Here is a 23,520-nt window from a genome sequence, read left to right on the forward strand (position 1 = left end):
TGACAGTTGCTGAAGTGTTTACTAAAACACTTTCATAGCTTTAATAGTGAGGTCAAATGAGTTATAGCCAATATGTAAAGGATAATACTTTAGCAACATCAGGTGCTATAATTAATGTTGATAGATTAGTAAACTTTTTAAAAAGCAATACAAACATTACAAGACTTATTTTACGATGTTCAAAAATTAATTATGAGGTTATAAAAGAATTAGCTCAGCTTTCTCATCTTACTTCACTTGATCTAAGTTGCAGTTATGTTGGTACAGAAGGTGCAAAGATTTTAGCAAGCGGGAATCTTATAAATCTTACTTCGCTTGATTTAGGAGGAAACGAAATTGGTGATGAAGGTGTAGAGGCTTTAGCCAGTGGAAATCTTACAAGTCTTACTGAGCTTAAATTATATGATAATAAAATTGGCGATAGGGGGGCAAAAGCTTTAGCAAGTGGAAACCTTCAAAAGCTTATTTTACTGAGTTTAGGATGGAATGAAATCAGTAATGAAGGTGCAGAGGCTTTAGCAGCAAGTGGAAACCTTAAAAATCTTATTACACTTAAAGTATATGATAACAGCATTAATTACAGAGATGTACAGACTTTGGCGAGTGGAAATTTGGTGCGTCTTACTTCGCTCATTTACAATTATTGCAGTATTGATGAAACATTGCCAAAAAATGTCCTTCCTCAATTAAAAAGGAAATGTAATAAAAGAAAAATAGGAGAGGAGCCAGATAGCAAGCTAAGTGAAGCGCAGACATCTTTGCATTTTGACAGTAAAGGCTTTAAAACTATATAACTTCACACGTTTTGTCTGTTTAAGAGACAAAAAAAAGGTAGTGAATTTTGGGCTAAAAGTGAAATGTACAGATTGTATAAAATAGTGCTCCCCGGGCCGGATTCGAACCAGCGACCAATTGGTTAACAGCCAACTGCTCTACCACTGAGCTACCGAGGAATAAACTGCTTTCAACTTATCACATTGAACGCCGATTGTAAACGATTTTTATGTAGACTTTAGACCTAGATATCATTCCAGTGCATGGAGCTGTAATCTAGTTCTTATTACCTGATATGCTCATTTGACAGTTAAGTCTTCTCTACCCCTATTTGCATAATACCTTCGTTTACGGTTAAAAGATATCGAGGTAGTAGGGTGTATTAGTTTTTGCAAGCTGTTATTTTGCTATGGATTGCTGTAATGGCATCATCTATTTTATTGTTATCACAGCCTGTTTGGGCAAGTTCGGCATTTCCACCGCAATCCCTTCTGGTTAAAGTAGATACTAGCTCTTTTGCATTGATCTTATTAGTTAAATCTTTACTTACTTTGACAATCAAAACTGTTTTATCCTTTTCTGTTACCATGAAGGCTATTACAGTTTTCGGTTTTTGTTGCTGTAGAGCAAATTCCCTTATGATACTTCCTGGAACGTCAGTAAAAGTGTGGATTACGAAATTTATTCCATTTATTTCAGTACTTTTTATATTTTCTACACTGATAATCTTTTTATAAAGATTTTTTATTTTGGTTTCAAATTCTTTGCGCTCTTGGCTTAAAATACTGAGTCGACTTATTATTTCATTTACTGGTGCTTTTACGCATTCTGCAACTTTTTTTAAGCTAATTTCGTTATTGCGTACATAATTAATTGCTTCTTGACCGGTTAAAGCTTCAATTCTTCTTACTCGAGATGCAACGGAACATTCTGCTGCTATCTTAAACAAACCAATTTCTCCGGTACGCTCCACGTGTGTACCACCACATAATTCTTTTGAATCTCCAATTTTTACAACCCTAACATTATCACCATATTTTTCACCAAATAAGGCCATCGCTCCTTCGTCTATTGCCTCATCCATACCTTGAACTTTTGTGGACGTAGAAAGATTTTCTCTGATTAGAGAGTTTACTATATCTTCTACTGAAGACAGCTGATCCTGAGTGACTGGCTTATTGTGACTAAAGTCAAATCTTAGTCTATTTGGTGCGACTAGAGAACCTTTTTGAGTAACGTGATCACCTAAGATTTTTCTGAGTGCAAAGTGTAGAAGATGTGTAGCTGAATGATTTCTTCTTAAGTCTTGTCTTCTTTTTTTGTTAATACTAGCTGTAACTGTATCACCTTTACGAACTGAACCAGACTCCACTATACATCTGTGTAAATATAGGTCATTAATCTTGTTGGTATTTTCCACTATGATTACGCCTAAATCTGGTGTCATTCCAGCGCGTGACGCTGGAATCTGGATCCCAGTATCAAGTACTGGGATGACAAGAAGGAACTTTCCAATATCTCCCACTTGTCCACCTGACTCTCCATAAAAAGGTGTTTTATCAAGTATAATAGTTATCTTTTCTCCTTCTTTTGCAGAATCAATTACTTCATTTTTAGAGGAAATTATTGCGAGTACTGTTGCATCCTTTACTTCATCACGTTCATAACCAACAAATTCCGTTTTGCCAAACTGATCGATTAAATTAAACCATACTTGTTCAACAGATTTTTCACCAGATCCAGTCCAATTAGCACGTGCTCTTTCTTTTTGCTCTTTCATTGCATTATCAAAACCTTTTTGGTCAAAATTTATTTTCCTTTCTTTCAAAATATCAAGTGTGATATCCAAAGGAAATCCATAAGTGTCATATAGTTTGAATGCTGATTCTCCAGATAGAGTGTCACCTGATTTTAAATCTGCAGTGAATTTGTCCAAGAGATTAATGCCTTTCATTAAAGTGTCTTTAAAGTTTTCTTCCTCTGATTTTAACGTTGTTTCTATTAAGCTTTTAACTCTGATTAGCTCTGGATAAGCATCTCCCATATAAGCCAAACTTGTGCCATCTATGAGTGCAGGAAAAACAAGGTTCAATAGAGAATCATTATATCCAAGTAGGTGGATATAACGTGCTGCTCTCCTGATCAATCTGCGTAGTACATAATTTCTTCCTTCATTTCCAGGAAGCACTCCTTCTGCGATGAGAAATGCAGCTGCACGAAGGTGATCTGCGATAATCTTATGAGCTACTTTATTTTCCGTATTTCCACAGTACTCTTGCGATTTACTTACCAGAGCAGAAAATAGGTCAATATCATAGTTATCATGAACGTTCTGCATAACAGCTGCTATTCTTTCAAGGCCCATTCCGGTATCGATGCATTTTTTTGGTAATTTTTGTAAATTACCTTCTTCATCTTTATTAAATTCCATGAACACCAGGTTCCAAATTTCAACAATTCTGTCGTCTTCATGTAAAGCGGAATTTCCATGATAGTAAAAGATTTCAGAACATGGGCCACATGGACCAGTATTGCCCATGCTCCAAAAGTTATCATCTGTTGTAATTCTTATGATTTTATCATCTGAAAAGCCACTTATCTTACGCCAAATTTCATATGCTTCATCATCAGTGTGGTAAACAGTTATGGATAGTCTGTTTTTATCAAGAGACAATTCTGCAGTAATAAATTTCCACGCAAATTCTATCGCAGTTTCTTTAAAGTAATCACCAAAGCTAAAATTTCCGAGCATTTCAAAAAATGTGTGATGCCGAGATGTATAGCCAACATTTTCAAGATCATTGTGTTTACCACCTGCTCTGAGACACTTTTGACTTGAGACGGCACGTTTCATTTCAGTTTTTTGCGTGCCGGTAAAGATGTTTTTGAACTGTACCATACCAGCATTTGTAAACATGAGTGTTGGATCATGCTCTGGAATCAAAGGAGAAGAAGGAACTTGCTCGTGATTATTATTTACAAAAAATTTTATAAATCTTTCTCTAATTTCGTTTAGCTTCATCGTTTTTACTGAGGTTATCTATGCATAATAAGTTGTAACAGAAGTAAAATCAATTTATCAATCTAAATATTAATATATACATTACTTAGTATAATAAAAGTAACTTTTACATAAAAATTTTAATAAAAAGATATAGGTTTAAATATTTTATCCACTAACATAGAGAAGTATTTGTTAATTCAAATAATATTTTTGTTAATTAATTTAAGGAGTGTGAAATGCCAAAAAAATTCCAAAACACTAAGAATAGCATGCGAAAGAGAGAAACAACAAATAAGCAGGAGATGGATGGTCCAACAATTAGAATTGTATCTGACTTGGAAAGTATAAAACAAAACAGAAGAGTAGAATTTTTAATTAAAGGAGAGAATTTAACAGTAAAAGACCTCTCTATATCTTCTAGAGCAGCTGAGATAGGCTTGGTTACAGGAATAGTAAATTCAATAGACATTCCTCAAGCAATTCGTGAATCGACAATAGATGGAATTATTTTAGGTCTTAAGAATGGAGAAATAGAAAAAAGTAAAGAATATAATTATAGAGAATTTAAGAAAATATATCTAAAAAACCTTGTAGATGAATTGGGTAAGGATAGTTCAAAAAAGCTAAAAGAAAGAACTGATGAAAATAGCCAATTGAGAGAATCTACTACTGAAGAAATTGATTATCAGATGCAGGAAGATGTAACTATCGAATCAGCTTCTTTAACAAAACAAGAATTCGATTTTGCATCAAGCAAAGTAACTACTAAAGAGATTAATGACGTAATAAATGAAATAGAAGAATCAAATGCTAGTTATGGAATTACTCTTGAAGATATAAGTAGTGTTTCCCGTTTTGATAGTAATTCACAAGAAGTGTTAGATCATTCTATATTTAATAGCACAGATGTGGAAGGGCCTAAATTACCCGAAATAAATGGAGGACAGTATATAGGAATAGCAGGGATTGCTGGTGGTATATTTGGTGGAGTGCTAGCAGTAGCTTTTGCAGGATTAGGATACTTTGTATGGCATAGAAAAAATAGGGAAGGTAGCTACGATGTTGAAAAAGCGATGAAAAACCTTCCTGAACAAGCTCAACTTGAGCATTCCGGATCTACATCAGAAATAGAATCTTTGCTCAGCAATGCTACATCGGTAGCACATCTATCTTCTCAGATTAGTGTCGAGTAAGATTCCAGAGTTTGATGGCACAACAGTGCCATCAACTTAGCTCTTACAGCACTTATATGCTCTGGAACCAAAGGAGAAGAAATTTTCCTGTCTTACAAAAAATTTTATAACTCTTTCTCTAATTTTATATCGTTTTTACTAAGGTATAATAAATTGCAATGAGAAATTCAGATATTAATATATGTATTATTTAGTATAATAAAAATATAAAAATCTTAGTGAAAAGATGTGGACTTAAATAATTTATCTTTTATACATAAGGAAATATTGGTCAGCTTGGGGGTCATATATGTCAAGAAGATTTAAAAATACTGTAGGAAAAAAAAGATCAATCAATAAGGAAAAAAGGAATAGATGGATTAGTATTGAATCAGAATTGCGAGATGTAGAACAAAACAGAACAATATATTTTCTATTGGGAGGAGGTGATTTAAAACTTAAGTATGTATGTATGCTTGACGATACATCTTATCGTATTCTTGTTGCTGAAGGAGAAATAGTGCATGCAGAAAATCCAAAAGTGATGATTGATGATATTGTTTCTGATCTCAAGAGTGGAAAAATACGAAGTTATAAAAGATATAATGCCAAAGAGTTTTATGAAAAGTATCTCAAAGAGTTTTTGAGTAATGAGAACTTGCAAAAGCTGGAAGCTGGTGATATTGAAAATACAACAGCAGAACTACCAAACTTAAAACAAGTAATGGAAGAAATGAAAAAATCAAACGCTAGCAATGGAATTACAATGCGAAATATAGAAAGTGTTCAAAATACGACGAATATTTTGGGTAATCCTATGATTCATGATACAAACTTGAGAGAGTTTAAATTATTGGAAACACCTTCAAACGAGAAAAATAATATAGTGTTCACAGTAGGTATGTTAGCAGTAACAGTAGCTTTGGTAGCAGCTGTACCATTTAAATGTTGGTTTTATAATAGAAAAAATAAAAGCCATAGTAGTGCTAAGGAAGAAACTCCATCTAGTTATTTATTAAGTGCAATAACTTTAGAAAGTGGAACTAATTCTATTCGTTAGCCAAAATATTGTAAAAATAGAATTTTTTTATTATTTTTTTACAGTTTCCTCATTTAATAATTTTTATGCTCTAATTATTATACTTAATTTATCATTACCTGTTGTGTAAACAGGATGAGAATTTTCAATAATCTACATCCTTTAGTAAGAAAAAATCAATACATTCACGATAAATTTACCTCATATCTGTGTTTTATATGTGGAATTTCGAATGGAAAATTATGCAGGCAAAGAAAGAAGAATAGTGAATATAGTTACTCAACATTGGAGTGATATAAAAGGATCAGATAGAGAATGGCCAGAAAGACATGAAATAGACACTGCAGAAATCATGGAGTCATGGCAGCATTGTTTTATCATTGAAGTTAAAGATCGAGGTTATATTTGTGAAAATGCAGGAGAAAAAGCTATTGAATTCTATGGTTTTGAAAAAAAGATGTACATCGATGATAAGTATGCAATTGATGCACCATTTTTGCGGTTATATAAAATAGATGCAGTTATTGATAAACTTGAGACTGTAATAGAGAGTAAATGCTCAATTAACGAAGAGGAAGAAAGTGAAAGTGTTAAAATAAGGCAAGTATTGCTACCAATTGGGAATGAAGAAGGTATAACACATATACTGGGTGTGATTACATTCAAGCTGCTTTAAAATACAATTTTAATTTGATTCTTTAATAAAATTATCTATACTCATACTTAATTACTAATAAAGAACTAAATAGTGGTGTTTGTAAATTTGTTTAGAATATGACGAAAATAAAATTAAAAACAAAATCTTCTGTCAAAAAGCGCTTTCACCTTACAGCTAAGGGTAAAGTCATCTCTACTCAGTCAGGTAAGAGACATGGCATGGTAAAAAGAAGTAAATCTAATATTCGTAATCAACGCGGTACAACGATTCTCAATAAATCTGACTCGCGTATAGTTAAACTTTATATGCCTTATGGTATTTAATAAAATGGAGGTAAGATAAAAATGGCTCGGATAAAGCGTGGAACCGCTACTCATGCTCGTCATAAAAAGGTATTAAAATTAGCAAAGGGTTATAGAGGACGGGCAAAGAATTGTTATAGAATTGCATTACAAAGGGTTGAAAAAGCACTACAGTATGCTTATAGAGACAGAAGAAATCGCAAGCGTGATTTTCGTGGTTTGTGGATAATACGTATTAATGCAGCGGCAAGAGAACATGGACTTACTTATGGTAGGTTTATGCATGGTCTTAAACTTGTTGGAGTTGATTTGAATAGAAAAATTCTTGCTGAGATGGCTGTTAATCATAAGGATGATTTTGCTAAATTAATAGAAACTGTAAGTAGTAAGTTAGCAGAAAATTCCTAAAGCAAACACACCTGAAAATATGAGAATTATTTTCATGGGGTCACCGGGGTTTGCTGTTGGTGCATTAAACTTACTATTGAAATTACAGAGTGAAGTAGTAGCAGTATATACCAAAGCTCCAAAGCCTTCTGGACGTAGGCAGAGGTTAACAAAATCGCCAGTACACATCCTTGCTGAAAAAAGTGACATAGAGGTATGTACTCCTGCCTCTTTAAAATCTTCGATAGAGCAAGAAAAGTTTGGAAATTTTAAGCCAGACGTTGCAGTTGTTGCTGCGTATGGATTGATACTTCCAAAAGAAATTTTAAATATTCCCAAATATGGTTGTATTAATATTCATCCATCATTGCTGCCTAGGTGGCGCGGTGCAGCTCCGATACAGCACACAATTTTAGCCGGAGATCAAGAAACCGGAGTTAGCATTATGCAGCTAGATGAAGGATTAGATTCTGGCCCTATTTTAAAACAGAAAAAATTTCTTATTGAAAAAAGCGATAATTATAAGACGTTGTATGATAAATTGTCTGAATTAGGTAGTGATTTACTGCTGAAAGTACTAAACGAAATTGAAAAGCAAGTTCCCTTAAAACAGAGCGATAACGATGCGTGCTATGCTGACAAAGTAAAAGACTATAAAATTTACGCAAGTGACACCTGTGAAATTGCTTATAGAAAGGTTAAAGCATTTTATCCAAAAGCATTCATTAAGGTAGAGAATAAACGTATCAAGATACTTGATGCTGAATTTGAAGCCTTCACTTCAGGACAAGGTGAGATCATTAATGATAATATGCATATAAGTTTAAAAGGTGGTACTTTAATTCCTAAAGTTGTACAAATGGAAGGAAGAAATCCTTGCGATATTAAAGATTTTGTTCGTGGCTTAAAATCAAGTTTAACAAAAAAATTTATAGAATAGACTACTTTGAAAGGAGAGTGAGGAGAGCTAAAGCAACTTCTACAATTTGGTATTCCGCTGCTTGTTAGCGGAATCTACAACAAGATACCGCGTTTTGGTGTACGAACATTGCAATTTGCAGGTAATTTGAGTAGTAGATGGTCAGTGCTTGACACTGGAATGGCTTTGTTGCACAGCTCTTCGGATAGTGGGTAATGTATAATAAATTCATGAAGCTATATCAAACTTAGCCATGCCTATTTCAGTAAATTTGTTAAGCAAATAACACTTGAGTAGCAGTTCCTTCTCACGATTAATCTCAGATTTATTCCTAAAACTAAATCCAAATATTTGCTTCAGTCGCGAGAAAAAACTTTCTATATAAGATCTCTTCCAATAATTTATCTCTTTTTTCCACCTCTTCATACCATCTTCATCATATGACTTTATGAGCTTGATTGTAGAATTTCTCTCATTCATATAATCCAACTTTGGATGCTCTACTGCATTATTTTGCGGAGGAATCCTTGTCTTTATGTCAAGCTCATCGCACAGTTTGTATAACTTCTTTCGATTATATGCCCTATCTGCATATATCGTGCTTATGTTATACTTGGTATCCACTCTTTCAATAAGATCACAGGCTCCATAGTGGTCGGAATAAACTCCACTACTGTATTTTGCAGCTATAACTTTTTTACTACCTATCTCTAGCATTACATGTAGCTTTCTTGTTTGCTCATAGCGGCGATACTTTCTATCTGTACCATTTGCCTTACTATGGCCTGGAATATTATTGTAGATGCTGATACCTGTACTATCTATAGCAATTTCAATATCTTCCATATCGTTCTTATCAACTCTGCAGTCGTTGATTTTGATATTAAGCTTTTTAAACCTTCTTGAAGCCTGCGAATAGCTGATAATTTGCAAAATTTTCCCTATTTGCTCAAGATATTTCTCTATAAATCCCACTGTTTGCCTAAGACCAATCCTGAATAGATAGGTTATTATGTGAATTAGAATCACTACTTTGTCGCTGTAGACATTGTTGCCACCTGCTACTTTTGGACTATTTTCGTACCAATTTTCAATGGCATCGTTGATATAATGAAAAACATTTCCCCTTTCTTGAAGAAATTTGTTATATTCATTGCAGTTACTGACTTTCATTCTTATTGGCATATTTTTCCTTTGTCGGCTAAATATCTATTTTATAACAAATTCCATCAGTAACTGCCTGTTCTTTCCTTGAGTGGTGCAACAAAGCCATCCCAGTGTCAAGCACTGGGATGACATCTTTCTTGATCTCTTGTATCACAATGTTCGTACAGCTATGTGCTTGTTAGCGGAATCTACAACGAGATACCGCAGTGGTATGACGTAGTAGCTATATATAGACAAATTTTCTTTTCTTAGATATAATCTTAAGAAACCTTCCATATGAAAATTAAAAGAGCTTTAATATCAGTATACGATAAGACAAATATAATTGAACTTGCATCGTTTTTGATGCAGCAACAAATAGAAATTCTCTCAACAGGGAATACTTATAAAGTGCTATCAGGTGCGGGAATAAAAACGCAAGAAGTTTCAGATTACACACAATTTCCAGAAATACTAGATGGCAGAGTGAAAACTTTACATCCTAAAATTCATGGAGGAATACTCTGTGATCGAAAAAGGCACGAAAAGGAAATGCAGAATCTAGAAATTAAGCCGATAGATCTGCTTATAACTAACTTATATCCATTTTGGAAAACGGTTAATAGCAACTCAAGTGAGAAGCAAATCATAGAACAAATAGATATAGGTGGAGTAGCATTAATTAGAGCTACAGCAAAAAACTTTCATTTCACTTCAGTGATTTCTAGCATTCAAGATTACGAAACACTGAAAGCTGAGATGATCAAAAATAACAATCAGACAACATTAGAATATAGAAAACATCTAGCAACTAAAGCATTTGCTCTGACTGCACAGTATGATTCTAATATTTACAATTGGTTTTTATCACAGGGTAAAAGCAATGAGTTACCAGAGTTTTTTACTTTATATGGATGTAAAGCACAAGGACTCAGATATGGTGAAAATCCTCATCAAAAAGCTGCATTTTATAGCAATCAATTTAGCAAGTATCCACTGGAGAAAATACATGGAAAAGAGTTGAGCTATAATAATATAGTCGACATAGAGTCTGCACTTAACATAATTTCTGAGTTTCAAGAACCTGCAGCAGTGATAATAAAGCACAATAATCCATGTGGCGCTGCTGTTAGTGATAGTGCTTTAAAAGCATATGAAAAAGCTCTATCATGTGATGAAATAAGCAGTTTTGGTGGAATAGTTGCTTTCAATCGGGAGATAGATTTAAAGCTAGCAGAGAAATTAAACGAGATATTTTTGGAAGTGATGATAGCACCATCGGTAAACAATGAGGCACTAAAAATTTTACAAAAAAAGAAAAATTTAAGAGTGATTATTCATCAATCTCTTCAGCAAAATGCAAAATATCAAATCAAAAATGTTGTTGGCGGGTTCTTAGTGCAAGAAAATAATAACCATACAGTAAAAGTAGAAGAAATAAACCGAGTGACAGAATGCACTACAACAAAAAAAGAGAAGGAAGATCTTATTTTTGCTTGGAAAATATGTAAACATGTAAAATCCAATGCAATAGTGATAGCAAAAGACGGTTGTGCTATTGGCATCGGTGCAGGACAAACAAGCAGAATAGATAGTGTGAATATTGCAGTAAAAAAAGCAGGTGAAAAATGTAAAGGCGCAGCGCTTGCTTCAGATGCATTTTTTCCATTTCCAGATAGTATAGTAGAAAGTGCAAAGCATGGAATTACAGCTATAATTCAGCCAGGTGGCTCATTGAAAGATCAAGACGTGATAGCAGCTGCAAATGAGAATAAAATTGCCATGTTTTTCACTGATGTTCGTAACTTTCTCCATTAAGCTTTGTATCCTGTCAAAATTATACCCACACAGGGCTTTGTTGCATAGCAGCTTATAGGTATGAAAATTGTAGTAAATTTATGTAGTTACTTTAAACTCAACTATACCTATCTGTAATTGTAAGCTGTACTCTTGAGCTCCTGATGCGATTTATAGCAAATCCTAAAATGCCTTGCTGTTTTTCCTTATAGACATTCAGCTTACCTTGTACATTAGCCTATCTGGATGACATTTTACTTTTTCTAGAATATAATAATTCCCTAGAAATTACCCTACTCAATTCTATTGTACCTTGTTTAACATTGAAACATGAGTCTGGAATCTAGAAATTTTTTAAGAACAAAAGTTATTCTAAGTTTTTGTTGGTAAGAAAGACTCGATTCCAGTGGGCTTTGTTGCATAGCTCAGATAAAAAGAACTGGAAGTTACTGACGAAATTCACTATAAAACAGGCATTTAACCTACGAAAGAAAAATATGTCACAAAAAATGAGAGTCAGTAACTGCCATGGATATAACAGATTTCTGCAAGAAAGAGGAAATATTTTTCATTTTATTAATGAGGCAATAGAAAATTGGTACGAAAATAGCCCCAAAATGCGAGGTGGAAATTATATTTATAGTAATAAAGTTGTGATTTTAGTGCATATAGTCGCTAGTCTCTTTAGAATTGGCTTAAGACAAACGGTAGGGTTTATAAAAGGATATTTGCAGCAAGTAGTTAGCAGTCATTAGCTATTCGCAGGCTTCAAGAAGGTTTCAATATTAAGATCAATGATTGCAGAGTTGATAAAAACAATATGGAAGATATTGAAATTGCCATAGACAGTACAAGTATCAGATAATACACCTGGTCACAGTAAGGAAAATAGCGAAGTATCGCAGTTATAAACAGGTAAGAAAGCTACACGTAATATTGAGTATAAATAGTAAAAAAGCTATAGCTGCACAATATAGCAATGGTGCCTACTCCGACCATTATGGTGCTTGCGACTTGCTCAGCTTTCAGCATGCTATAAAAGCATTATATGCAGACAGAGCCTATCAAGCTTTATAAATTGTGCAAAAAATATGATATAAAGACAAAATTTTACCGAAAAATCGTGCAGCGGAGCATACAAAATTGGATTATATGGCTGAAAGGAATGCTTCCATTAGATTATGTGGTAAAGACGGTGTGAAAGAGTGGAAGAAGGAAGCAGTTTATGGAAAAAGGTCATATATTGAAGGATTTTTTTCAAGATTAAAGCAAATATTTGGGTTTAGTTTTAGAAATAGATCTGAAGTAAATCGAGAAAAAGAGTTGCTAATAAAATGTTACTTACTCAATAAATTTACTGATATTGGCATGGCTAAGTTTTAGGTAGTTTCATGAATTTTTTATGCTTTACCCACTATCCGATAAGCGATGCAACAAAGCCATCCAAGTGTAAGCTACTCGGTTGACACCATCATAGAGATCAGCTACTTGGATGATAAAAGTAAGAAATATCGAAGTGTTGTGCTTGTATTAAACAAGACTTGATCTGACACTTTAAAAAAGTAAGTTATAAAATAATAAAAGAAAGGAGTGTTAGATATGAGTACGATACAAACAAAAATACTAAAACCAAAGTTAGGGTTATTAGAACTAGCAAAGCAATTAGGTAACGTATCACAAGCGTGTAAGGTGATGGGTTATTCGCGTGATACATTTTATCGATTTAAGGAGTTATATGAAAGTGGGGGAGAAGGAGCATTACATGAAATAAGTAAGAAAAAACCCCTATTAGCAAACAGAGTTTCCGAAGATATAGAAAGGGCAATAATTGGCATAGCTACAGAATTTCCAGCATATGGACAACAAAGAGCTGCAAATGAGCTGAGAAAAAGGGGTGTAATAATTTCCGAAGGTGGCGTAAGATCTGTATGGCTAAGAAATGACATTGAAACGTTCAAAAAAAGACTTAAAGCCCTTGAAGCAAAGGTTGCACAAGACGGCATAATTTTAACTGAAGAGCAACTTGCAGCATTGGAAAAAGTTAAAGAGCAAAGAGAAGCTCACGGTGAAATTGAAACAGAACATTCAGGTTATTTAGGGTCTCAAGATACTTATTACGTAGGCAATATCAAGGGCGTTGGGCGCATTTACCAGCAGACTTTTATTGATACATATTCGAGAGTGGCTTTTGCTAAGCTTTATACAGATAAAACTGCTATTACCGCTGCCGACTTGCTGAATGATAGAGTAATACCATTTTTTGATGTACAAAACGTGCCATTATTGCGCATTTTGACTGATAGAGGTACAGAATATTGTGGTAAACCAGAAAATCACGCTTATCAGCTTTATTTGGGAATTGAAAATATTGATCATTCAAGAACTAAAGCCAATTCACCACAAACTAATGGCATATGCGAAAGGTTTCATAAAACTATGCAAGATGAGTGTTACAATATTATCTTTAGAAAGAAAATCTACAGTTCTTTAGAAGATTTGCAGATAGATGTTGATCATTGGTTACGCTCTTACAATGAGACCAGGCCTCACTCAGGTAAATATTGCTATGGTAAAACGCCTATGCAGACTTTTCTTGATAGCAAACACATTGCTTTTCAGAAAAATATTAGTAACGTTAAACAAGAGACTGATATTAGTTTTCAATTCTTCTGTCAGTTAATTCGTTGCTGTCAGATTAAGTTGTGTCTAGTACACTCACATAAATCATGAATTGTGCACGCTTCACACAAAGGTTTTTGTGCCTTGCAAATGTATCTACCGTGTAAAACTAGCCAATGATGAGCATAAAGTAGGTATTTTTTTGGCACTACATTCAAAAGAGACTGCTCTGTTTTAAGTACATCTTTTTCTTTCACAAGCCCAACTCTATTGCTCACTCTAAAAACGTGAGTATCAACTGCCAATGTTGGAATACCAAGCCCTGAATTTAAGAACACATTAGCGCTCTTTCTCCCAACCCCTGGTAAAGATACCAAATCATCGAAATTAGTAGGCACTTTGCTATTGTACCTCTCAATCAATATTTTGCTGAGCCCGATTATATTTTTTGCTTTGGAATTATATAAACCAATACTGCTTATGCATTTTCTCAGCTCACTTTGCCCAAGATTCAACATCTTTTCTGGCGTATCAGCGATACTAAATAGCTCCTTTGTAATTTTATTAACACTTATATCGGTCGTCCGCGCTGACAGAACTATTGCAACTAATAACGTAAAATGATTGGTATAATTTAGCTCTATTTTTGGCGCAGGATTTGACTGTTGAAATTTTTCAAATATTAATTCTACTTTTTTTGAGTCCATGCATAGAGCTAAAAGCTTATACTATACTGTTTGCTGTGCAAATTCAATTGCTTGAGGATTAGATAGTCCTTCAGTATTAACATCAGACATATCAGTTTTTACCTCATCAAAATTCCTCTCAGCAAATTTGCTTGCCACTTCTGCAAAACACTTTCTAACAAGAGGCATAATTATCGGCATTAATAGCCTTCGTGGATCATACCGTCCTAACAGATCAGTCTCCTTTTGCACTCTATCTCTTGGATCCTCTTCTAGTAAATCTTTTGTGTGCTTGTCAGCATATATTTCACAGCCTTTTGAGAAAACAGGAGCTAACATTTCAATTAATACTGCCAATAACAATAGTGGACCAAGTACAGCTCCACCAACAGTTAATCCATTAGCAATGAAATTTATTGTAACTAAATAAACAGAAAAAGCAGCTAAAGGATAGTTGATAAGAAGCTTACTACTTAGCTCGATATAGCTCATTTTACTCATGAATTCATCAGTAGAAATTTCTGAATTTTTATACTTTTCCATATAATAATTCACTAATAAACCAGAGGCTCTACTAATAGCGATGTTAAATGCTATGATCCACCATGAAAAATAGCAACCTATAGTAACTGTAGTTAACAGGCCTAAGGGTAGAACACTAAGAGTCCGAATAAATAGTAAGGCATTTTTACGTTCTATAAATCTTAACGCTAATTCTTTTTTATCCTCATCTACTAGGTTCTTTTTTTCCTTTAGAGGAGAAATATAATTGAATAATTGTATGCTTGGCTTTGCTATATATTGATATAACTCTTGCATTAACTTTGCACTTTGTACACTCCTCTGAAAATTATCTAAATTTGGATTTAGCAAAATCCTCTCTATTTGAGCCTGAAGTTCATTATAGCTTTTTAGGTCTTCTCCAAACGAACAATCATTTCTTTTTAGTATAGCAATCAACCCATCAAAATCTTTACCTACAGCTTCTTCCTCACTGATTTTTAGCTCGTTAAACAACTTTCTCCTATAGTGAAACTCTCTTGCCGTTAAACGTCCATTACTTTCAGCATCAACGCTGACTTTAACACAAGGATTTCCTGACTCCAAAGGTTTAATGTACTTTTTTAGCTCTTGATAAGCTTTATAAATCTGATCAAATCTATTTTTGTTTCCACCTTTGTCAGGATGGTTTACAAGTATCAATTTATTATATTGTTTTTTCAGAAACTTGCTAAGAGCTTGATAATCTTTACCTACAATTTGTTCAGCTTTTATCTCTAGTACGTTAAACAGACCATTACTATCATAAAACTCCTGACCAGTTAACTTAAAATGTTGACTCATTACTACACCTCACATAAATACACGATGCTATTAGTATAATATATTTAATGTTTCACACAAGCATAAAAATATCAAGCAACCACTAAGAGAAGAAACCCTCTTTCCCATCATACAAATACAACTTATCCATTCTCACCACATCAAAATTGTGTTCCTCAAATTTGATTAGCAAGTTATTCACATCACTATTTGTAATTTCATTATTTGCAATAAACCTGCAGATTATTTGGTCACTTGAAGACTTTGAGCCTCCTGGCCAAATTGCAAGTCCTTTTGAGTATATTGCTATCATTTTCAGATTACTCGATTCAAATAACCTAACTATTTGATCAAAATTGTTGGATTTGTCCCAAGCAAGCGTTATATCACTACCCACTAGCTTTTTAACTTTGTAATCTTGTTCGTAATTGTCTTGTACTTTATTTATTTTACTATCCGAATCACTGCTAATTATAAGCTCAGATAACGTTGTGGGTTTTTTCCCTAGATTATCTATAACAGCTTTTGCAAATTCTTTTGTTCCAACCTTTTGTTTACTCTTTTTCTCCTTATATAAATCAGCGGTATGTACTCCATCTTCCAAAGTCTTGAGCCATGCATCGTAGATTAGTTTTGCAGTACTCACTTGACCAATATAGACCAACATATGTACTGCGGCATTTAAAAGACCAGAAGGATTAGCTATATTTTTTCCTGCAATATCAGGAGCAGAGCCGTGAACCGCTTCAAACATTGCATATTCATTACCTATATTGCTACTTCCTGCAAGCCCTACAGAACCTGAGGTTTGTGCTACTATGTCTGATAATATGTCGCCATATAGATTTTCAGTTACTATAACATCGAAATTCTCGGGTTCTGTGGCAACACGTGCCATTCCAATATCAACTATATAATGTTCCGCCTTTATATCCGGATATTCTTTTGCAATACGATCAAACGCTGCATGAAAAGCGCCGTCAGTCATTTTCATTATGTTGTCTTTAGTCAGGCAAGTTACTTTCTTTCTGTTATGTTTTTTCGCATATTCAAAAGCATACCTGCATATTTTTTCTGAGCCAGATCTAGTAATAATTTTAGTGCATTGGTACGAGTCACCAGTGAGCCTATGCTCTATTCCGGTGTAAACGTCCTCTTCATTTTCGCGTATTACAACAACATCAAATTTATCGAATTTATTTTCTATAACAGGGTGATACGAAATGCATGGTCTAATGTTTGCATACAGCCCTAAGTTCTTTCTGAGTGCAACGTTTAAGCTTTTGTGCCCTTTACCTTGAGGGGTTGTTGTTGGAGATTTGAGTAATATCTTTGTCCTTTCGATAGATTCCCAACCACTTGGAGAAATGCCGTGAGACCATTCTTTACTATAAACACACTCTCCTATTTCAATAATATCTACTGAAATCTTTGCTTTCGCTTCACGCAATATCGATAGCACCGCTTCCATAATTTCTGGTCCGATACCATCACCATACGCAACTGTGACTGATGTTGACATAACTTCCTTAACTGTAAATGATTTAATGTTAATTCAAATAATATAGTGGCACAAGCAGCTAGTACTGTACAAGTTGACATATTTACAGTTATTTAATAACATGTTCTTATGTCAGTTAGTAATGCGGGTGGGGTTATATGGATACTAAAATAAGCTATGCAAGAGTTACGAGACGCATTTTTGCATTTGCGTTTGATCATATTTTATTAACGGCGATAAAGTATTTTATTGGATTTAACGTTGGATGTACCTTAGGTTCTTTAACACCCAATGCGGTTAAAATAATTTCAGACAACGCAACAATTCTTAATGTAACAGGGCTAATATTGGCATTAGCATTTTATGCATTTACGATAATAGAATTCGGCGGAACTCCGGGACAATTATTGCTTCGTATGCATATAAAAGACAAAAATACACTTGAAAAAATCACTATAACACAAACAATAATCAGAACAGGAACTTTTGGAGTGTTATATTTTATAATTTTTTATACAATATTGAGTATTTCTAGTCTATTTATAATTTTACCAATTATTATCATATTGTTTGCAACATTTGATAAGCATAAACAGTTCCTTAATGACAAAATTGCAAAAACAGTAGTGATAGACTATAAACCTAGTTGATGTTTTTCTTTAGTTGTTATCACCAAGGGTGTTATTCCAGCGCGTGACCCACATCTGTACGAACATTGCAATTAGCAGGTAATTTGCATAATAGACGGTGTCATTCCAGTGCTTGACACTGGAATGGCTTTGTTGCACAGCTCTTCGGATAGTGGGTAATGTATAATAAATTCATGAAGCTATATCAAACTTAGCCATGCCTATTTCAGTAAATTTGTTAAGCAAATAACACTTGAGTAGCAGTTCCTTCTCACGATTAATCTCAGATTTATTCCTAAAACTAAATCCAAATATTTGCTTCAGTCGCGAGAAAAAACTTTCTATATAAGATCTCTTCCAATAATTTATCTCTTTTTTCCACCTCTTCATACCATCTTCATCATATGACTTTATGAGCTTGATTGTAGAATTTCTCTCATTCATATAATCCAACTTTGGATGCTCTACTGCATTATTTTGCGGAGGAATCCTTGTCTTTATGTCAAGCTCATCGCACAGTTTGTATAACTTCTTTCGATTATATGCCCTATCTGCATATATCGTGCTTATGTTATACTTGGTATCCACTCTTTCAATAAGATCACAGGCTCCATAGTGGTCGGAATAAACTCCACTACTGTATTTTGCAGCTATAACTTTTTTACTACCTATCTCTAGCATTACATGTAGCTTTCTTGTTTGCTCATAGCGGCGATACTTTCTATCTGTACCATTTGCCTTACTATGGCCTGGAATATTATTGTAGATGCTGATACCTGTACTATCTATAGCAATTTCAATATCTTCCATATCGTTCTTATCAACTCTGCAGTCGTTGATTTTGATATTAAGCTTTTTAAACCTTCTTGAAGCCTGCGAATAGCTGATAATTTGCAAAATTTTCCCTATTTGCTCAAGATATTTCTCTATAAATCCCACTGTTTGCCTAAGACCAATCCTGAATAGATAGGTTATTATGTGAATTAGAATCACTACTTTGTCGCTGTAGACATTGTTGCCACCTGCTACTTTTGGACTATTTTCGTACCAATTTTCAATGGCATCGTTGATATAATGAAAAACATTTCCCCTTTCTTGAAGAAATTTGTTATATTCATTGCAGTTACTGACTTTCATTCTTATTGGCATATTTTTCCTTTGTCGGCTAAATATCTATTTTATAACAAATTCCATCAGTAACTGCCTGTTCTTTCCTTGAGTGGTGCAACAAAGCCATCCCAGTGTCAGCTACTTTCATGACAAGAAAAGAAGCACTGGTTTCACATGAATCTGAACAGATATCATGTTTTTCTTTAGTTTACTGCTTGCAAAGTGACTTTTTTCGTTTCTGCATGAGCTAAATTAACTACCAATATCATACCTGAAGAACCCACCTGACCATTCTAGAAAATTTAATGCTGAGTACACTTTACTTTTAGCTTCTTCCACAGTGTTTCCTTCTCCTACTATATTTAGTACCCTTCCGCCATCGGAAATCCAATTACCATTTTCATCTAGCTTAGTACCAGCATGAAATACTAGCACTCCAGGAATGTTTTCAATTTTATCCAATCCTTTAATTACCTCTCCTTTTTGATAATCACCAGGATAGCCTTTACTTGCAACGACTACACAAACTGTAGTTTTGTGATTAAACTCCACCATTTTTGTATTTAACTTGCCTTCTGCAACTGATAACATCAACTTTAGCAAATCACAATTTGGATCAAGTCTAGGTAACATAGATTGTATTTCCGGATCCCCAAACCTAACATTATACTCAAGAAGCTTTGGACTATCTTTGCAAATCATTAAACCAGCAAAGAGTACTCCTTTATAGGATGTTCCCATGTTAGTCAGTGCTTGAATTGTAGGATATATTATTTTTTGGATAATTTTTTGCTCCATCTCCTTACTTATAATCGAAGGTGATGAGTATGACCCCATGCCTCCAGTATTTTGTCCCTCATTATTTTCACCAACTCTCTTGTAATCTTTTGCACACCCAAGGGTTACTACCTTCAACCCATCAATAAGAGCAAAAAAACTTACTTCCTCTCCAATTAAAAACTCTTCTATGATTATTTCTTCACCTGACTCACCAAGATTTTTCTCCACTAGCATTGAATCTATTGCTGAAAAAGCCTCATTTTCTGTGTGGCATATTATGACACCTTTCCCTGCTGCAATTCCATTTGCTTTAATTACAAGCGGCAATTTTATTTTATTACTACGGACAAAATTTTTAGCTAACCTTTCATCAATAAAACGTTCATACTTGGCGGTCGGTATACCATATTGTTTACATAGTTCCTTCGTAAAAGACTTTGATGCCTCAAGTTTTGCAGCTGCTTGACTTGGAGCAAAAACGTTTATCCCCTCCGCAGTTAAATCATCAGCAAGTCCATTAATTATCGGTTGCTCTGGACCAATAATTACTAGCTCTATATTTTCTTTCTTGCAAAATTGTGTAACATCCACTGAATCTTGAATATTTATATTCACAAAAACTCCAAAATTCTCCATGGCCGGGCGACCAGGAGTAACATATAACTTAGTCAAGATAGGAGACTTCTTTAGAGCCCAAAGTAAAGCATGCTCACGCCCACCAGAACCTATAACCAAAACCTTCATCTTTATTTCCTCGCTTTTCTATATATGTCAAAATTATTGTTTGCTTATAACAGTATCATTACTCATGTATCTTTGCAACACGTTTGGTATTGTAACTGACCCATCGGAATTTTGATAATTCTCCATTATGGCAACAATTGTTCTTCCTATGGCTAAAGCTGAGCCGTTTAAAGTGTGAACGTATTTTTTTGTTTTTCTGTCATTTTCTAAGAAGTATTTAGTGTTCATTCTTCTTGCCTGGAACGTACCGCAATTTGAGCAGCTTGATATTTCTCTATATTTATTTTGCTCAGGTAACCATACCTCTATGTCATAAGTCTTTTGTGCAGCAAAACCCATATCGCCACTGCAAAGTAGCATTACTCTATACGGTAGTTCTAATTTTTTTAATATTTCCTCAGCAGCATTTGTCATGCGTTCAAGCTCATCATTTGACTGGTCTTCAGTTGTGATGCTTACCAACTCCACTTTACCAAATTGGTGTTGCCTTATCATACCTCTTGTATCTCGTCCTGCGCTACCAGCTTCTTTACGAAAACATTCTGAATATGCAGTAAAACGAATAGGCAGTTCTTTTTCTTCTATTATTTTGTCAGCAACTAAATTTGTTAAAACTACTTCACTTGTGGGAATTAATCTTAATTTATCGGTAGTTAAATATGAATCATCAAAAAATTTTGGTAGTTGACCAACATTATACATCGCCCTATCCTTTACTAAAACTGGATGATGCACTTCAGTATAACCAAATTCATTAACATGTGTTTCCAGCATAAAATTTATTAATGCTCGTCCAAGCTTAGCTAACTGTCCTTTTAGTATTGTAAACCTTGATCCAGAAATTTTTGCTGCTTGTTCAAAATCCATCAAGCCTAACCTTTCTCCGAGTTCATAATGAAATTTTGGTGTAAAATCAAATTTTCTTCTCTTTCCATATTTTCTGATTTCTACGTTGGAGCTCTCATCTTCACCTGTTGGTACATTTTGTGCAGAAATATTTGGTAAGTTAGATAAAATATCCACTAACTTATTTTTTTCTGTTTGCTCCTTGAGGCTGATTGTCTCTATCTCACTTGTGATGCTTTTTGATAACTTTACTTGTTCTTCACATGGGCTTTTGTTCATTTTAAGCCTCTTTATTTCTTCCGTGACCTCGTTTCGTTGCTTATTTAAAGCTTGCAATTTAGTAGTCAGTGATCTTTTTTTATGGTCAATCTCTAATATTTCTTTTGCAGTAAATTCTTTCACCCCTCTGCTTTTTATTGCTTTTTCAAATCCTTTAGGGTTTTTGCGTATATGTTCTATATCATGCATATGTTGTGCTATTACTAACATCATTACTCTACTTCAAAAGCTTTGAATGCTCAATATTTTTACATATAAATGCTAATATTGATTTTACCTTCATAATTTGCTAGAATTAATAAACGTGAAATATAATATGTTAGCCATCATAGAAAGATACAATAAATCTAAAGAGAGTACTCACTTCACTAAACTTAAGGCTAGTGGAAGATTTGCTGTCTACGCTTTTTGTATATATTTGGCGACTACATTTACCATTGGCTGTTTGGGATTAATAATGGGATCTTTCCTCTTAACCTTACCACTTGCTATGCTCATCTCCAACCCTATAGCTTGGATCTTAATGGGAATAGTGCTTGCAGCGACATACAAGATGGTTATTGAACCTTTATTTTACTTGGTAAAAGGTTATGTTGATGAAAAAGGAACTGTAAAGGAAGAAAAGAGTCCAAAAGAGCAAAAATTCACAAGAAGTAAATCACTGGATAGTGGACTAGATACTATATCAAGACAAACAAATGATTCGGATCAGAGGGTACGTAGAAATTCCTATTCTCCATCTACAGATAGTGGTATTGTACCAGGAAGTGAACCTGCCTCAAGTAACAATAGTCGTAGAAATTCTAATGCTTCAGGAGATAGTGGTTTGGGTGGCAAAGAGTTTCATGAAAATTTACAAACTCTTATGCATCAGACAAATAGAGAAAATTACTATTACTGGCTACAAGAACATGATATTTCTCATATTGCAAGAGCTGTATATAACTATTCAGAAAATTCAAGTGGCAATGTAGTTTTTTGTATTCCTGGTGATGTGAGTACTTTAAACTCAAAACTGAAAGAGTATAAAATAGAACAAGGGAACACAAAAAAAATCTTTGCCTCGATTATTAATTTAGGAGGAAATCACTGGGTAACACTGATAGTCACATGTAATGGTAACAGACAATTTAGAGCTTATTATTGTGACTCATTTGGTAATAAATTACCAAATGAGGTTGAAGGAAAGGTAAAAGACGATATAAGTCTTGCTAATGAGATTGCTGAGAAGTGTCTAGTACCCTTAAATAATGAGGTGGGAAGTTTAATACGGAAAAGAGAAAATAATCCAGATAATGCTAGCCTTAAAGAGAAAAAAGATGATGTTGAAAAAACATTAGGTCATGCAAGAGAATATAAAAATAAGTTAGTTAGTAAGCCAATTGATACTAGTTATATAGTGGGCATATTGCAGGAAACCTTAGAGATAGGAAATGATAGCATAAAGAGTTCTGCGGTTGATCAGCAAAAAGATGGCTGTAATTGTGGAGTATTTGCTTTAGAAAATGCTCATAGGATTACGGAAATGCTCAACGAGGATAAATCATTTGATGAAATTGACAGAGAGTTATCAAAGTACAAGCCTAGTCCAGGACAATTGCACGAGAAGAGAAGAGAGTTCGCAAAAGCACTTATGGAGGATGAAGAGTGGAAAGAATCCATTGCTGAAGGTGGAATTTTACATGATACTATACAGCAGCTCATTTCTGAAGATAGTAAGAAAGAGGAGGCACAATCTACCATAAGTTCGATTATTCAAAATGTTACCACAACGTGTGCAAGACGTTTGGGCTTAAGTAATTAAT

19 protein-coding genes, 1 tRNA gene and 1 pseudogene are annotated in these 23,520 nt (G+C 34.1%); 12 read left to right on the forward strand and 9 right to left on the reverse strand.

Annotated features, from left to right (window positions below; genetic code table 11):
• Window positions 1–56: 56 nt before the first annotated feature.
• On the forward strand, window positions 57–794 hold the full coding sequence (locus tag ACQ4M0_RS02865; RefSeq protein ID WP_213864013.1) for a hypothetical protein: 738 nt from the start codon (window positions 57–59) through the stop codon (window positions 792–794).
• 87 nt (window positions 795–881) lie between these two features.
• On the opposite strand, the gene ACQ4M0_RS02870 is transcribed toward ACQ4M0_RS02865, so the two are convergent.
• Window positions 882–953 (reverse strand) — tRNA-Asn (locus ACQ4M0_RS02870).
• Window positions 954–1,156: 203 nt separating this feature from the next.
• Window positions 1,157–3,796 carry an alanine--tRNA ligase gene (gene alaS / locus ACQ4M0_RS02875; protein ID WP_438456648.1) on the reverse strand — a complete coding sequence of 880 codons (2,640 nt, stop codon included), beginning with the start codon at window positions 3,794–3,796 and terminating at the stop codon, window positions 1,157–1,159.
• A 218-nt stretch (window positions 3,797–4,014) separates the two neighbouring features.
• On the opposite strand from alaS, the gene ACQ4M0_RS02880 reads away from it, so the two are divergent.
• From ACQ4M0_RS02880 to fmt, 6 genes are all read left to right on the forward strand, one after another.
• The gene (locus ACQ4M0_RS02880; protein WP_438456649.1) at window positions 4,015–4,971 is read left to right on the forward strand and encodes a hypothetical protein; all 957 of its coding nucleotides are present in this window, start codon (window positions 4,015–4,017) and stop codon (window positions 4,969–4,971) included.
• A 289-nt stretch (window positions 4,972–5,260) separates the two neighbouring features.
• Window positions 5,261–6,010, forward strand: coding sequence for a hypothetical protein (locus ACQ4M0_RS02885; RefSeq protein ID WP_007302083.1), 750 nt, complete (start codon window positions 5,261–5,263; stop codon window positions 6,008–6,010).
• A gap of 211 nt (window positions 6,011–6,221) precedes the next feature.
• A complete protein-coding gene (locus ACQ4M0_RS02890; protein WP_019236701.1) occupies window positions 6,222–6,665 on the forward strand; it encodes a PAS domain-containing protein in 444 nt (147 codons plus the stop codon).
• A gap of 98 nt (window positions 6,666–6,763) precedes the next feature.
• Window positions 6,764–6,970: a 50S ribosomal protein L35 gene (gene rpmI / locus ACQ4M0_RS02895; protein ID WP_006013548.1), complete on the forward strand. Its 207-nt coding sequence runs from the start codon at window positions 6,764–6,766 to the stop codon at window positions 6,968–6,970.
• A 21-nt stretch (window positions 6,971–6,991) separates the two neighbouring features.
• Window positions 6,992–7,357, forward strand: coding sequence for a 50S ribosomal protein L20 (gene rplT / locus ACQ4M0_RS02900; RefSeq protein WP_007302081.1), 366 nt, complete (start codon window positions 6,992–6,994; stop codon window positions 7,355–7,357).
• Window positions 7,358–7,376: 19 nt separating this feature from the next.
• Entirely contained in the window at window positions 7,377–8,276 is a 900-nt protein-coding gene (gene fmt / locus ACQ4M0_RS02905) for a methionyl-tRNA formyltransferase (RefSeq protein WP_438456650.1), read from the forward strand.
• Window positions 8,277–8,483: 207 nt separating this feature from the next.
• Here fmt and ACQ4M0_RS02910 read toward each other — a convergent pair whose 3' ends face one another.
• On the reverse strand, window positions 8,484–9,440 hold the full coding sequence (locus tag ACQ4M0_RS02910) for an IS5 family transposase (protein WP_213863789.1): 957 nt from the start codon (window positions 9,438–9,440) through the stop codon (window positions 8,484–8,486).
• Between the two features lie 258 nt (window positions 9,441–9,698).
• On the opposite strand from ACQ4M0_RS02910, the gene purH reads away from it, so the two are divergent.
• The 3 genes and pseudogenes from purH (at window position 9,699) to ACQ4M0_RS02925 (ending at window position 13,928) form a co-directional block, all read left to right on the forward strand.
• The gene (gene purH / locus ACQ4M0_RS02915; protein WP_007301976.1) at window positions 9,699–11,219 is read left to right on the forward strand and encodes a bifunctional phosphoribosylaminoimidazolecarboxamide formyltransferase/IMP cyclohydrolase; all 1,521 of its coding nucleotides are present in this window, start codon (window positions 9,699–9,701) and stop codon (window positions 11,217–11,219) included.
• A 476-nt stretch (window positions 11,220–11,695) separates the two neighbouring features.
• Window positions 11,696–12,581: pseudogene (locus ACQ4M0_RS02920) on the forward strand (IS5 family transposase).
• A gap of 216 nt (window positions 12,582–12,797) precedes the next feature.
• Entirely contained in the window at window positions 12,798–13,928 is a 1,131-nt protein-coding gene (locus ACQ4M0_RS02925) for an IS481 family transposase (protein WP_438456651.1), read from the forward strand.
• Here the strand turns inward: ACQ4M0_RS02925 and nth are convergent.
• The 3 genes from nth to icd form a co-directional block, all read right to left on the reverse strand.
• Window positions 13,889–14,524: an endonuclease III gene (gene nth, locus ACQ4M0_RS02930; protein ID WP_438456652.1), complete on the reverse strand. Its 636-nt coding sequence runs from the start codon at window positions 14,522–14,524 to the stop codon at window positions 13,889–13,891. The two genes, ACQ4M0_RS02925 and nth, sit on opposite strands and share 40 nt — an antisense overlap.
• Window positions 14,525–14,545: 21 nt before the next feature.
• Window positions 14,546–15,847 carry a molecular chaperone DnaJ gene (locus ACQ4M0_RS02935; RefSeq protein ID WP_213864012.1) on the reverse strand — a complete coding sequence of 434 codons (1,302 nt, stop codon included), beginning with the start codon at window positions 15,845–15,847 and terminating at the stop codon, window positions 14,546–14,548.
• Window positions 15,848–15,929: 82 nt separating this feature from the next.
• Window positions 15,930–17,348, reverse strand: a complete 1,419-nt coding sequence (gene icd / locus ACQ4M0_RS02940; protein ID WP_264376920.1) for an isocitrate dehydrogenase — start codon at window positions 17,346–17,348, stop codon at window positions 15,930–15,932.
• A gap of 137 nt (window positions 17,349–17,485) precedes the next feature.
• Between icd and ACQ4M0_RS02945 the strand changes: the two genes are divergently transcribed.
• Entirely contained in the window at window positions 17,486–17,977 is a 492-nt protein-coding gene (locus ACQ4M0_RS02945; RefSeq protein ID WP_438456653.1) for an RDD family protein, read from the forward strand.
• Between the two features lie 171 nt (window positions 17,978–18,148).
• Here the strand turns inward: ACQ4M0_RS02945 and ACQ4M0_RS02950 are convergent, their stop codons facing one another.
• The 3 genes from ACQ4M0_RS02950 to serS all read right to left on the reverse strand — a co-directional run bounded on the left by ACQ4M0_RS02950 (window position 18,149) and on the right by serS (window position 21,904).
• Window positions 18,149–19,105 carry an IS5 family transposase gene (locus ACQ4M0_RS02950; protein WP_213863789.1) on the reverse strand — a complete coding sequence of 319 codons (957 nt, stop codon included), beginning with the start codon at window positions 19,103–19,105 and terminating at the stop codon, window positions 18,149–18,151.
• Between the two features lie 213 nt (window positions 19,106–19,318).
• Window positions 19,319–20,590: a phosphoribosylamine--glycine ligase gene (gene purD, locus ACQ4M0_RS02955; RefSeq protein ID WP_438456654.1), complete on the reverse strand. Its 1,272-nt coding sequence runs from the start codon at window positions 20,588–20,590 to the stop codon at window positions 19,319–19,321.
• A 33-nt stretch (window positions 20,591–20,623) separates the two neighbouring features.
• Window positions 20,624–21,904, reverse strand: a complete 1,281-nt coding sequence (gene serS, locus ACQ4M0_RS02960; RefSeq protein WP_213864010.1) for a serine--tRNA ligase — start codon at window positions 21,902–21,904, stop codon at window positions 20,624–20,626.
• A 127-nt stretch (window positions 21,905–22,031) separates the two neighbouring features.
• Here serS and ACQ4M0_RS02965 point away from each other — a divergent pair, with 127 nt between their 5' ends.
• Window positions 22,032–23,519 carry a hypothetical protein gene (locus tag ACQ4M0_RS02965; protein WP_438456655.1) on the forward strand — a complete coding sequence of 496 codons (1,488 nt, stop codon included), beginning with the start codon at window positions 22,032–22,034 and terminating at the stop codon, window positions 23,517–23,519.
• Window position 23,520: the final 1 nt, after the last annotated feature.

The organism is Wolbachia endosymbiont of Kerria lacca, assembly GCF_051602725.1.
GTDB lineage: Bacteria > Pseudomonadota > Alphaproteobacteria > Rickettsiales > Anaplasmataceae > Wolbachia.

Coding starts and splice junctions, on each gene's coding strand:
- purD (WP_438456654.1), bottom strand. CDS start 20,590: ATGAAGGTTTTGGTTATAGGTTCTGGTGGGCGTGAGCATGCTTTACTT.
- fmt (WP_438456650.1), top strand. CDS start 7,377: ATGAGAATTATTTTCATGGGGTCACCGGGGTTTGCTGTTGGTGCATTA.
- ACQ4M0_RS02890 (WP_019236701.1), top strand. CDS start 6,222: ATGGAAAATTATGCAGGCAAAGAAAGAAGAATAGTGAATATAGTTACT.
- ACQ4M0_RS02885 (WP_007302083.1), top strand. CDS start 5,261: ATGTCAAGAAGATTTAAAAATACTGTAGGAAAAAAAAGATCAATCAAT.
- ACQ4M0_RS02945 (WP_438456653.1), top strand. CDS start 17,486: ATGGATACTAAAATAAGCTATGCAAGAGTTACGAGACGCATTTTTGCA.
- serS (WP_213864010.1), bottom strand. CDS start 21,904: ATGCATGATATAGAACATATACGCAAAAACCCTAAAGGATTTGAAAAA.
- purH (WP_007301976.1), top strand. CDS start 9,699: ATGAAAATTAAAAGAGCTTTAATATCAGTATACGATAAGACAAATATA.
- ACQ4M0_RS02865 (WP_213864013.1), top strand. CDS start 57: ATGAGTTATAGCCAATATGTAAAGGATAATACTTTAGCAACATCAGGT.
- rpmI (WP_006013548.1), top strand. CDS start 6,764: ATGACGAAAATAAAATTAAAAACAAAATCTTCTGTCAAAAAGCGCTTT.
- ACQ4M0_RS02925 (WP_438456651.1), top strand. CDS start 12,798: ATGAGTACGATACAAACAAAAATACTAAAACCAAAGTTAGGGTTATTA.
- ACQ4M0_RS02910 (WP_213863789.1), bottom strand. CDS start 9,440: ATGCCAATAAGAATGAAAGTCAGTAACTGCAATGAATATAACAAATTT.
- ACQ4M0_RS02965 (WP_438456655.1), top strand. CDS start 22,032: ATGTTAGCCATCATAGAAAGATACAATAAATCTAAAGAGAGTACTCAC.
- alaS (WP_438456648.1), bottom strand. CDS start 3,796: ATGAAGCTAAACGAAATTAGAGAAAGATTTATAAAATTTTTTGTAAAT.
- ACQ4M0_RS02880 (WP_438456649.1), top strand. CDS start 4,015: ATGCCAAAAAAATTCCAAAACACTAAGAATAGCATGCGAAAGAGAGAA.
- ACQ4M0_RS02935 (WP_213864012.1), bottom strand. CDS start 15,847: ATGAGTCAACATTTTAAGTTAACTGGTCAGGAGTTTTATGATAGTAAT.
- nth (WP_438456652.1), bottom strand. CDS start 14,524: ATGGACTCAAAAAAAGTAGAATTAATATTTGAAAAATTTCAACAGTCA.
- ACQ4M0_RS02950 (WP_213863789.1), bottom strand. CDS start 19,105: ATGCCAATAAGAATGAAAGTCAGTAACTGCAATGAATATAACAAATTT.
- icd (WP_264376920.1), bottom strand. CDS start 17,348: ATGTCAACATCAGTCACAGTTGCGTATGGTGATGGTATCGGACCAGAA.
- rplT (WP_007302081.1), top strand. CDS start 6,992: ATGGCTCGGATAAAGCGTGGAACCGCTACTCATGCTCGTCATAAAAAG.